This window comes from Aeromicrobium sp. Leaf272 (assembly GCF_001422865.1).
Classification (GTDB): domain Bacteria; phylum Actinomycetota; class Actinomycetes; order Propionibacteriales; family Nocardioidaceae; genus Aeromicrobium.
On sequence record NZ_LMMY01000009.1, the window covers coordinates 75,827 to 86,607 of the forward strand.

The window sequence follows — 10,781 nt, forward strand, 5'->3', positions numbered from 1 at the left end:
TCGGGGGCCAGGCTGGCGAGGAAGGGCGACACGACGTCGGTGAGCGTGGTCGCGGGAGCGGCGATGGTCACGCGGTCCAGACCGCCCTCGGCCCGCACCCGGGCAGCGGTGCGCAGGGCGTCGGCCGAGGCCAGGACGTCGCGGGCCAGCGGCAGCAGGCTGCGACCAGCGGAGGACAGCACCAGCCGCCCGCCGTGCCGCTCGAACAGGTCGAGACCCAGGTCGCGCTCGAGCTGGCGGACCTGGCGCGAGAGCGACGGCTGGGTCACCCGCACGCGTTCCGCCGCCGCGCTCACGGTCCCGGCGTCGACCACAGCGACGAAGTAGGTGAGGGTCCGCAGCTCCATCCGCCCACCATATGCCTGTCAGGCATCGACTTGATCCGACATCGGCATTGGACGGCATGACGTGACCGGCGGGAGACTGGCGTGGTCACCGCGTCCCAGGAGGAACCCATGTCCGTGCGACCGCCCGTCGTCCAGAAGCGCCACCTGGCCACCGAGCTGCCCGGACCGCGCTCGCGCGAGCTGATGGCCCGCAAGCACGCCGCGGTCGCCGCCGGCGTGGGCACGACCATGCCCGTCTTCGCCGTCGAGGCCGGGGGCGGCATCGTCGTGGACGTCGACGGCAACAGCCTCATCGACCTGGGGTCCGGCATCGCCGTGACCACGGTCGGCAACAGTGCGCCGCGCGTCGTGGCGGCCGTGCAGGAGCAGGTCGCCGCGTTCACGCACACGTGCTTCATGGTCACGCCCTACGAGGGCTACGTGGCCGTCGCGGAGACACTCAACCGGCTCACCCCGGGCGACCACGACAAGCGCACCGCCCTGTTCAACTCCGGCGCCGAGGCGGTCGAGAACGCCGTCAAGATCGCCCGCGCCCACACGAAGCGGCAGGCCGTCGTCGTCTTCGACCACGCGTACCACGGCCGCACGAACCTGACGATGGCCATGACCGCGAAGTCGATGCCGTACAAGCACGGCTTCGGACCGTTCGCCTCGGAGGTCTACCGCGCCCCGCTCTCCTACCCGTTCCGCGACGGCGACCTCGACGGGGCGACCGCGGCCGCCCGCGCGCTCGACGTGGTCGAGAAGCAGGTGGGGGCCGCCAACCTGGCCGCGATCGTCATCGAGCCCGTCCAGGGCGAGGGTGGCTTCATCGAGCCGGCGCCGGGCTTCCTCCCCGCGCTGGCCGCGTGGTGCCGCGCGAACGACGTGGTGTTCGTGGCCGACGAGGTGCAGACCGGCTTCGCGCGCACGGGCGACCTGTTCGCCTGCGACCACGAGGGCGTGGTCCCCGACCTGATCGTGACGGCCAAGGGCATCGCCGGCGGCCTGCCGCTGTCGGCGGTGACGGGCCGCGCCGAGATCATGGACGCCGCGCACGTCGCTGGGCTCGGCGGCACCTACGGCGGCAACCCGCTCGCCTGCGCCGCCGCGCTGGCCGCGATCGAGACCATCGAGGCCGAGGGGCTCGTCGAGCGGGCCCGCGAGGTGGGGACGCTCATGACGGAGCGGCTCCGAGCCCTGCAGGCGCGCGACGACCGACTCGGTGACGTGCGCGGCCGTGGCGCGATGATCGCCGTCGAGCTGGTGAAGCCGGGCACGACCGACCCCGACCCCGACCTCGCGAAGACCGTGGCGTCGGCCGCCCACGCCGAGGGCGTCATCGTGCTGACCTGCGGCACCTACGGCAACGTGCTGCGCTTCCTCCCGCCGCTGGCCATCGGTGACGACCTGCTCCACGAGGGGTTGGACGTGCTCGAGGCGGCCTTCGCGGCCGCGCCGCGGTCCGGGCAGACCCGATGAGCGTGCAGGTCACGTCCGCCCACGTCGAGGCCCTCGACCCGACCCGTGGCGTGCTCGTGGGTGGCGTCTGGCGGGCCGGGGGCTCGGGGCACTTCGACGTCGTGGACCCGGCCGACCTCTCGGTCGTCGCCCAGGTGTCCGACGGCGACCTGGGCGACGCCACCGCGGCCGTCGACGCCGCCGCGGACGCGTTCGTGGCGTGGCGTCGCACGTCGCCGCGCCAGCGGTCGGTGGTGCTGCACCGAGCGTTCGAGCTGATGATCCGCGACACCGACCGGCTGGCCGACCTCATCGTCAGCGAGAACGGCAAGTCCGTCACCGACGCGCGCGGCGAGGTCGTCTACGCCGCCGAGTTCTTTCGCTGGTTCGCCGAGGAGGCGGTGCGCCCTCACGGCGACTACGGCTCCTCCCCCGCCGGCGGCACGCGCACGATCGTGACGCACCGACCCGTCGGCGTGGCCGCGCTCGTGACGCCGTGGAACTTCCCGGCCGCGATGGCCACGCGCAAGATCGCGCCGGCCCTCGCAGCCGGCTGCACGGTGGTGCTGAAGCCCGCCGCCGAGACGCCGCTGACGGCCCTGGCCGTCGCCCGTCTGCTGACCGAGGCCGGCGTGCCCGACGGTGTCGTGAACGTGGTGCCGACGACCGACGCCGCCGGGGTCGTGGGCCACTGGCTCGCCGACCCGCGGATCCGCAAGATCTCGTTCACCGGGTCCACCCGCGTCGGCTCGATCCTGTTGGGCCAGGCCGCCGAGCGCGTCGTGAACGCGTCGATGGAGCTGGGCGGCAACGCCCCGTTCGTCGTAGCGGACGACGCCGACGTCGACGCGGCCGTGGCCGGCGCGATGGTCGCGAAGTTCCGCGGTGGCGGCCAGGCCTGCACGGCGGCGAACCGCTTCTACGTGCACGCCGACGTCGTGGACGCCTTCGTCGAGCGCCTCGGCGCCGAGGTCGAGCGGCTGTCGGTCGGTCCGGCACGCGGCGGCGCCACGGTCGGCCCCCTCATCTCCACCACGGCGGTCGAGACCCTGGGCCGCGTGGTGGACGAGGCGGTGCGGGCCGGCGCGCGCGTCAGCCACCGCGCCGAGCTGCCCGACGCACCCGGCCACTTCTTCGCGCCGACGGTCCTCGTGGACGTCCCGGCCGACGCCGCGATCCTCGACCACGAGCTGTTCGGTCCCGTGGCCCCGATCGTCACGTGGCACGACGACGAGGAGCTGCTCCGGCTCGTGAACGCCAGCGAGATGGGCCTGGCCGCGTACGTCTTCTCGCGCGACCTGCAGCGAGCGATCCGGCTCGGGGAGGCGTTCGACGCCGGCATGGTCGGCGTGAACCGCGGCCTCGTCTCCGACCCGTCGGCCCCGTTCGGCGGCGTCAAGCAGAGCGGTCTGGGCCGCGAGGGCGCCCGCGAGGGCCTCGAGGAGTACACCGAGACGCAGTACCTCAGCGTCGACTGGCCCGCCTGACCCCGCGCCTCGGGAGTCCTCACGAGGTACGACGGCTACGGCAGCAGGTCGCCGGCGCGCGTCTCGGTGCCGGTCGTCGCTCCGTACGACCGGTCGATCGCGGTGAGCACGGTCTCCAGAGCGGCCTCCCGCTCAGCGTCGGACGCACCGCGCACGGCGCCGTCGACGGCGAGCACGGAGAACCCGTGCATCGCGGACCAGCACGTGATCTCCGCACCCGGGCGAGCCTGTGCCGACAGGAACCCGACCTCGACCAGCTCGTCCAGGGCCTGGCCCAGCAGCAGGTAGGGACCGGCTCCCTCCAGGTCCGTCGAGACCGCCACGCTGGAGAACGCCAGCGAGAACAGGCCGGGCTCGCCCACGGCGAACTCCACGTACGACCGTCCGACCGCCGCGAGGCGACGGCGCGCCCGCAGCACGGGATCGTCGGTGTCGACGTCGGCCCAGCGCCGCTGCATCGTCTCGACCAGGCGGTCCATGACACGGCCCGCGACCTCCGCCACCAGGTCGTCGCGATTGGCGAAGTGCCGGTAGGCGGCGTTGTGCGAGACACCCACCCGGCGCGCGAGGTCGCGCAGCGCCAGGCCGTCGGCACCTCGCTCGCGGGCGGCGTCGACCGCGGCGTCGACGAGTGCCTCGCGCAGGTTGCCGTGGTGGTACGCGGGGGACGCCATGGCACCACCCTAGCGAAGGACGGCTCTAATGTTGACAGCGACAACACTAGCCCTCATGCTCGATGTTGACGCCATCAACTTCGAGGAGCGCGCATGCCCCGGAAGTCCCTGATCCTGCTCACCGTGTGCCTCGCGACGCTGACGATCAACCTCTCCACGATGATCGTGAACATCGCGCTGCCGTCGCTCGCGGACGAGCTCGACGCCGGCACGCGTGACCTGCTGTGGATCGTCGACGGCTACAACCTGGCCTTCGCCTCCCTCGTGCTCGCGATGGGCAGCCTGTCGGACCGGTTCGGTCGTCGGCCCGCCCTCGTCCTCGGCCTCGCCGGCTTCGGACTGAGCAGCGGCGCCGCCGCGCTGGTCGACAGCAGCGGTCAGCTGATCGCCCTCCGGTTCGCCATGGGCGTCTTCGCCGCCGTGATCTTCCCGACGACGCTGTCGATCATCGCCAACACCTTCACCGAACGGCGCGCACGTGCGTCCGCGCTCGGTCTGTGGGGCGCCTCCGTCGGCGTCGGCGTCGCCATCGGGCCCGTGGTCGGCGGCATCCTGCTCGAGCACTACTCCTGGCACAGCGTCTTCTGGGCGCTCGTGCCCCTGACCGTCGCCACCATGGGCATGGCGATCGCGTTCGTCCCGGAGTCACGCGACCCGTCGGTGCCGCGCATCGACCGGTACGGCTTCGCCGTCTCCGTCGCCGCCCTGGGCACGCTGACCTACACGATCACCGAGGGACCCGAGCACGGGTGGCGCAGCATCGAGACGTTGACCGGGTTCGCCGGCGCCGCGGCGCTGATCGCCGCGTTCATCGCGATCGAGCGGGCGGTGGAGCACCCCATGATCGACGTCACGCTGTTCCTCGACCGCCGGTTCAGCGCCGCCTGCGCGGCGGTCACGATCGCCTTCTTCGCGCTCTTCGGCTTCATCTTCCTCATCACGCAGTTCTTCCAGTTCATCCGTGACTACACGCCGCTCGAGACCGGCCTGCGCTTCCTGCCCGTGGCCCTCTCCCTGGCGGTCGCCTCGATCGTCGGCGCCCAGCTGGCACCGCGCATCGGCACGAAGCTCGTCGTCGCGCCCGGGCTCGCCCTGCTGGGTGGCGCCTTCCTCTGGATCTCCCAGATCCCGGCCGACGTGGACTACCCGACCGTCGTCGTGCCGCAGATGCTCATGCTCGGCATCGGGATCGGACTGGTCAGCACGCCGGCCACGGAGTCGATCATGCAGGTGCTCCCGCCCGCCCGCGCCGGGGTCGGCTCGGCCGTCAACGACGCGACCCGCGAGCTCGGTGGCACCTTGGGCGTCGCCGTCGTGGGCTCGATGTTCGCCTCCCGGTACGCCGACGCGCTCCGCTCGGCCCTCGAGGGGCGCGTCGAGGGGACGGTCCTCGACCGGGCCGCCGACTCCGTCGGGTTCGCCGACGTCGCCGCGTCCCAGGTCCCCGGCCTGTCCGCGGTGGTCGACGCGTCGTTCCTCGACGGCCTCGAGCTGGCGTGCGTCGTCGTCGGCGTGCTGTGCCTCGTTGGCGCCGCCGCAGGACTCCTGGCCCTGCCCGGCGACCGCTACGACCCCCTCGACGCCGAGGACGAGCCCGCCGACGGCACGGCACGCCTCGACGCGTGACTCCCTCACCCCCACCACGGAGGACCACATGAACGAAGCACGCCCCGTCGCCATCGTGACCGGTGCGTCGTCGGGCATCGGCCAGGCCGCCGCCCGGGCGCTCGCAGCCCGCGGGTTCGTCGTCGTCGGCACCAGCCGCCGCGGCAGCGGCGAACCCGACACCGACGGCATGCTGCTCCTGCCGCTCGACGTCACCAGCGACACGTCGGCGAGCGCACTCGTGCAGGACGTGCTCGACCGGTTCGGACGGATCGACGTCCTCGTCAACAACGCCGGCATCGGGCTGCTCGGCGCCGCCGAGGAGAGCTCGGCCGAGCAGGCCGCGAAAGTGTTCGACGTCAACGTGCTCGGTGCCATCCGGATGACGAACGCCGTGCTTCCGCACATGCGCGGACGCGGCAGCGGACGGGTCGTCAACGTCTCGTCGGTGCTGGGCCTGATGCCCGCCCCCTTCATGGCGGTCTACTCCGCCACCAAGCACGCGCTCGAGGGCTACTCGGAGTCGCTCGACCACGAGGTCCGCGCCCTCGGGGTGCGTGTGCTGCTGGTGGAGCCCGCCTACACCAGCACGTCCTTCGAGGGCAGCGCCCTCGCTCCGGACCGACCCCTCACCGGGTACGACGCGCAGCGGGCCACTGCGGCCGACGTGCTCGCCGGCGCCATGCGCGGTGCCGACGATCCGGCCGTCGTCGCCGACGTCGTCGCGAAGGCGGCCACCGACCGCCGACCTCGCGTCCGCTACCCCGCGGGCCCCCTCGCGCGGCGGGTGTCCGTCCTGCGTCGGCTCGCCCCGCAGGCGGCGTTCGACCGCCAGGTCCGCAGCCTGAACCGCCTGCCGTGAACCTCAGCGGGGCGGACGCGCCGACGTGCTGCGCGGGATGAGCGTGGGGGCGACGGTGACGTGCCGCGGCGACGCTCCGGCACGCGCCTCGTCGAGCAGCTCGAGCGCGGCGGCGGCGATCTGGTCGAACGGCACGCGCACCGTCGTGAGCGGACGGGGCAGGCGGGCCGAGACCGGGACGTCGTTGTAGCCCACCACGGAGAGGTCCTCGGGCACCGAGAGACCCAGTGCCTGGGCCGCCGCGAGCACGCCGATGGCCGTGTTGTCGTTGACCGCGAACACCGCGGTCGGCCGGTCGCGTGCCGCGAGCACCTCGCGCGCGACCAGCTCGCCGGACTCCATGCTGAACGCCGACTCGTGCACCAGGTCGTCGACGTCCGTCACCCCGGCCTCGGCCATCGCGCGCCGGAAGCCCGCCTGACGACCGACCGCGCTCGAGGCGAACGAGGGCCCGGCCACCAGGGCGATGCGCCGATGACCGAGGTCGAGCAGGTGCCGGGTGGCGAGGTAGCCACCGAGCTCGTCGTCACCGGTGGCCGACGGGGTGGTTCCGTCGGAGCGCAGAGCCAGCACCACCGGCACCCCGTGCCCACGCAGCCCCGACGTCACGTCGTCGTCGAGGCGCGCGGTCGTGAGCACCAGGCCGTCGATCCGCTGGTCGAGAAGCTGCTCGACGGCCTCGGCCTCGGCGGCCGGGTCGTCGTCGGTCGTGGCGACGATGGCGAACTGACCGCGGCGGGCGCACGCCGCAGCCAGCTGCTCGAAGGTCATGGCCATCACCGTGTCGGTGAGCCGTGGCACCAGCACGCCGATAGTGCGGGTCTGCTGGCGTCGCAGCGCGGAGGCGAAGCGGTCGCGTCGGTAGCCGAGCCGTCGCGCGGCCTCGCGGACGCGCTCCGCGGCCGGACTGCCCGACGGCGGCAGTCGCTCGTCGAGCACCCTCGACACGGTCGACTTCGAGACGCCTGCCTCGCGCGCGACGTCGAGGATCGTGGGGGGACGCACGGGCGTCTCGGTCACGCTGTCCTCCTCTGATCGACGGGCCGGGTGCTGGCCAGCATAGGCGCACACGGTGCTCGCACCCACCTGCCCGCTCCCGAAGACGCTCGCCCGAAACGGTTGACAGCGTGGTCCCCGTCACACACGATGGGAACGTTCCCGTGAACGTTGTCACACTCCGCAGCCACACACCGACGACGTCCGTCCACCACGAGGACACCGCCCGGACCGACCGGACTGCCCACACGAACGAGCCCCCGTGGGATAGACAGAGAAGGACGACCATGACTGACACCGCCCCCGCCACCGCCGAGCAGGCGGGACCCCGCTCGGACCGATCCCGCCGCTCACGCCGCGGGCTCGCCGCCACGCTCGCCCTCATGGGACCCAGCTTCATCGCCGGGGCCTGGCAGTTCGGACCCGGCAACCTCGCGTCGGCCGTGCAGGCCGGCAGCGCCCACGGATACGCCCTCATCTGGGTCATCGCCGTCTCGACGCTCCTCATGATCGTCTTCACCGACATGAGCGTGCGCCTGGCCATCGTCTCCCCCGGCTCCCTCGTGCAGACGATCAAGGACCGACTCGGCCGCCCGGTCGGGACGGCCGCCGGCATCGGCGTCTTCCTCATCAGCCTCTGCTTCTCGGTCGGCAACGCCGTCGGGTCGGGCCTGGGCTTCTCGATGCTGTTCGGGGGCTCCCCCACCCTCTGGACCATCGGCTGCACCGTCGTCGTGGGGGCCGTGGCCTGGGCACCCAACTACTACAAGCTCTTCGAACGCGCCATGCTCGGGCTGGTCGTGCTCATGGGCATCGGCTTCGTGCTCGGCGCCTTCCTGTCCAAGCCCGACTGGGTCGCCGCGGCCGACGGCCTCTTCCCGACCATCCCCTCCGACGCGGGCCTGCTGATCATCGCCCTCGTGGGCACCAACTTCTCGATCAACGCCGCGTTCTTCACCGGGTACGCCTCGCGCGAGCGGGGTCTGAAGGCCGAGGACTACCGCACGACGACGATCGCGGACACGATCCCCGGCATCCTGGCGCCCGGCATCATGACGGCCCTCGTCATCGTCACCGCGGCCGCCGCGCTGCAGAACACCGGCACCGGCGCCGCCACCTTCCCCGAGCTGGCAAACGTCCTCCGTCCGGTCGCGGGCGAGCTCGGCGCCACGCTGTTCGGGCTCGGCTTCTCCGCCGCTGCGTTCTCGTCGATGGTCGCCAACGCGACGGCCGGCGGCACGCTGCTCTCCGACGGCCTCGGACGCGGCAACACGATGGACCGGGTGAGCGTCAAGCTCGGCATGCTCGCGGTGCTGGCCTTCGGGCTCATGATCACGCTCGTCTCGAACGGCTCACCCGTGGAGCTGATCATCACGGCACAGGCCCTCACGGTGATCGTCGCACCGCTGCTCGGCCTCCTGCTGTTCGTCATGACCACGCGCCGCGACCTGATGGGTCGCTACGTGAACCGGTGGTGGCAGAACGCGCTCGGGCTGGTGGGGCTCGTGGCGATCTTCGCGCTCTGCTACCGACTGCTCACGATCGTGCTCTGACCCGCTGCGCAGCACGCCGCCGTCGGCCCCGCTCCTTCTCGAGGAGCGGGGCCGACGGCGTTCGCAGAGGCCGTCCCGATCGATCCCGGGTCGACGTCGCTTGGCCCTTGACACGGTGACCGGGGTCACGCACACTCGTTGTGGGAACGTTCCCGCGAACGTTCCGTAACCACGACCGACCCGTTCGAAGAGGACCCACCATGACGCTCGATCTCCGCGGCCTCACCCCGGCCCCCGTCACCCCGTTCACCCGCGACCTCGAGGTCGACTACGACGCCGTGGCGTCACTGACCCGCTGGTACGCCTCCATCCCCGGCATCACCGGCCTGGTCTATCTCGGCCACGCGGGCGAGGGCACCTACCTCACGCAGGAGGAGCAGGTGAAGGTCATCGAGGTGGCCGTCGCGAACGCCGGCGACGTGCCGGTCATCGCCGGCATCACCGGCGAGGGCGACAAGGTCGCGGGTCTCGAGGCCAAGCGCGCCGTCGACGCCGGCGCCAGCGCCGGACTCCTGTACCCCTCGCACGGCTGGCTCCGCTTCGGCTACCAGCAGGGCGCCCCGCAGGAGCGCTACCGCATCGTGCACGAGGAGTCGGGCCTGCCGCTCATCCTGTTCCAGTACCCCGATGCGACCAAGGCCTCCTACGACCTGCAGACCCAGCTCGAGATCGGCGCGCAGCCCGGCGTCTTCGCGACGAAGAACGGTGTGCGCAACATGCGCCGCTGGGACACCGAGATCCCCGTCCTGCGCCAGGAGCTGCCCGACCTGCAGATCCTCTCGTGCCACGACGAGTATCTGCTCCACACGATGTTCGACGTCGACGGTCTGCTCGTCGGCTACGGAGGAATCGCCCCCGAGCTGCTGGTCGAGCTCATCGCCGCCGGCAAGGCGCACGACTACCCCGCGGCCCGCGCCCTCCACGACGCGCTGCTCCCGGTGACCAAGAACGTCTACCACCGCGGTTCGCACATGGAGGGCACCGTGGCGCTGAAGCTGGCCCTCGTGGAGCGCGGCAAGCTCGAGCACGCCGCCGTCCGCCCTCCGCTGCTCGACCTCGCCCCCGAGGCGCAGGGCGAGATCAGCCTCGCCCTGAAGCAGGCCGGGATCATCTGATCCCACCCCGCGACCCGGTGGCTCCCGGCGTCGCGCCCCGACCCGCCGTGTGGACACGCGGGGCTCGGACCCACCTGACGGGTCCGGCTCGGGGCGCGACCCTGGGGGTCACCAGCGCACGAGACGCCCCTCGCCGACCGGCGAGGGGCGTCTCGTCGTGCGGGACGCGTGGCGCTCAGCCGCTGAAGCGCTCCCGGCCCTGGAGAGCAGACGTGCCGAGGTCGCTCTTCGGCAGCGCGGTGCCCGCCCGGGCGGCCTCGACCCAGTCGTCCGTGGTCCCGACGGCGGCGAAGTTGGAGTTGAGCAGCACCATCAGCGTCGAGTGCACCTGCTCGGCCGACGCGCTCCCCGCCTCGTTCGCGAGGTGGATGGCCCCGGTCGCGTCCGACAGCACCTCGGCGGCGATGCCCCGCGTCTCTGCGTCGGCGGCCGTGGCGAGGTCGCAGTTGTTGGTCATGTAGCCGACGATCGTGATCGTGTCGACCTGCCGGTCGGCGAGCCACTCGGTGACACCGTCGGCGCTGAACGCGCTGCCGTGGACCTTCGAGGCGCGGCCGAACTCCGGCCTCAGGCGGCGCTCGACCTCCGGGTGCAGCTCCCAGCCCTTCGAGCCGACCGCGAAGACGGGCGAACCCTCCGGCAGCTCGTGCTGGAGCACCAGGACCGGCACGTCGAGCTCGACGGCGACGTCGATGGCTCGGG

At 72.4% G+C, this 10,781-nt stretch carries 10 protein-coding genes; 6 read left to right on the forward strand and 4 right to left on the reverse strand.

The window, feature by feature from the left end; all coding sequences use genetic code 11:
* Nucleotides 1–347 (reverse strand): LysR family transcriptional regulator (locus ASF38_RS18580; RefSeq protein WP_235497347.1); only part of this gene is annotated, 347 nt, incomplete at its 3' end.
* Between the two features lie 108 nt (nucleotides 348–455).
* Here ASF38_RS18580 and gabT point away from each other — a divergent pair.
* Both gabT and ASF38_RS01895 read left to right on the forward strand, forming a co-directional pair.
* Nucleotides 456–1,808 carry a 4-aminobutyrate--2-oxoglutarate transaminase gene (gabT, locus tag ASF38_RS01890; RefSeq protein ID WP_056555928.1) on the forward strand — a complete coding sequence of 451 codons (1,353 nt, stop codon included), beginning with the start codon at nucleotides 456–458 and terminating at the stop codon, nucleotides 1,806–1,808.
* A complete protein-coding gene (locus ASF38_RS01895; protein WP_056573278.1) occupies nucleotides 1,805–3,274 on the forward strand; it encodes an NAD-dependent succinate-semialdehyde dehydrogenase in 1,470 nt (489 codons plus the stop codon). The genes gabT and ASF38_RS01895 overlap by 4 nt, the downstream gene beginning before the upstream one ends.
* Before the next feature lie 35 nt (nucleotides 3,275–3,309).
* Here ASF38_RS01895 and ASF38_RS01900 read toward each other — a convergent pair whose 3' ends face one another.
* Entirely contained in the window at nucleotides 3,310–3,948 is a 639-nt protein-coding gene (locus ASF38_RS01900; RefSeq protein ID WP_056555930.1) for a TetR/AcrR family transcriptional regulator, read from the reverse strand.
* A 93-nt stretch (nucleotides 3,949–4,041) separates the two neighbouring features.
* Here ASF38_RS01900 and ASF38_RS01905 point away from each other — a divergent pair, with 93 nt between their 5' ends.
* Together ASF38_RS01905 and ASF38_RS01910 are read left to right on the forward strand one after the other, a co-directional pair.
* Complete coding sequence (locus ASF38_RS01905; protein ID WP_056573281.1) at nucleotides 4,042–5,574, forward strand: MFS transporter; 1,533 nt, start codon at nucleotides 4,042–4,044, stop codon at nucleotides 5,572–5,574.
* Nucleotides 5,575–5,602: 28 nt separating this feature from the next.
* Nucleotides 5,603–6,415, forward strand: coding sequence for an oxidoreductase (locus tag ASF38_RS01910; RefSeq protein WP_056573284.1), 813 nt, complete (start codon nucleotides 5,603–5,605; stop codon nucleotides 6,413–6,415).
* 3 nt (nucleotides 6,416–6,418) lie between these two features.
* On the opposite strand, the gene ASF38_RS01915 is transcribed toward ASF38_RS01910, so the two are convergent.
* A complete protein-coding gene (locus ASF38_RS01915; RefSeq protein WP_055964104.1) occupies nucleotides 6,419–7,435 on the reverse strand; it encodes a LacI family DNA-binding transcriptional regulator in 1,017 nt (338 codons plus the stop codon).
* 263 nt (nucleotides 7,436–7,698) lie between these two features.
* Between ASF38_RS01915 and ASF38_RS01920 the strand changes: the two genes are divergently transcribed.
* Nucleotides 7,699–8,964 carry an Nramp family divalent metal transporter gene (locus ASF38_RS01920; protein WP_056573286.1) on the forward strand — a complete coding sequence of 422 codons (1,266 nt, stop codon included), beginning with the start codon at nucleotides 7,699–7,701 and terminating at the stop codon, nucleotides 8,962–8,964.
* Nucleotides 8,965–9,164: 200 nt separating this feature from the next.
* Nucleotides 9,165–10,079, forward strand: coding sequence for a dihydrodipicolinate synthase family protein (locus ASF38_RS01925; RefSeq protein ID WP_055964098.1), 915 nt, complete (start codon nucleotides 9,165–9,167; stop codon nucleotides 10,077–10,079).
* Between the two features lie 175 nt (nucleotides 10,080–10,254).
* Here ASF38_RS01925 and ASF38_RS01930 read toward each other — a convergent pair.
* Nucleotides 10,255–10,781 (reverse strand): isochorismatase family protein (locus tag ASF38_RS01930; protein ID WP_082480400.1); only part of this gene is annotated, 527 nt, incomplete at its 5' end.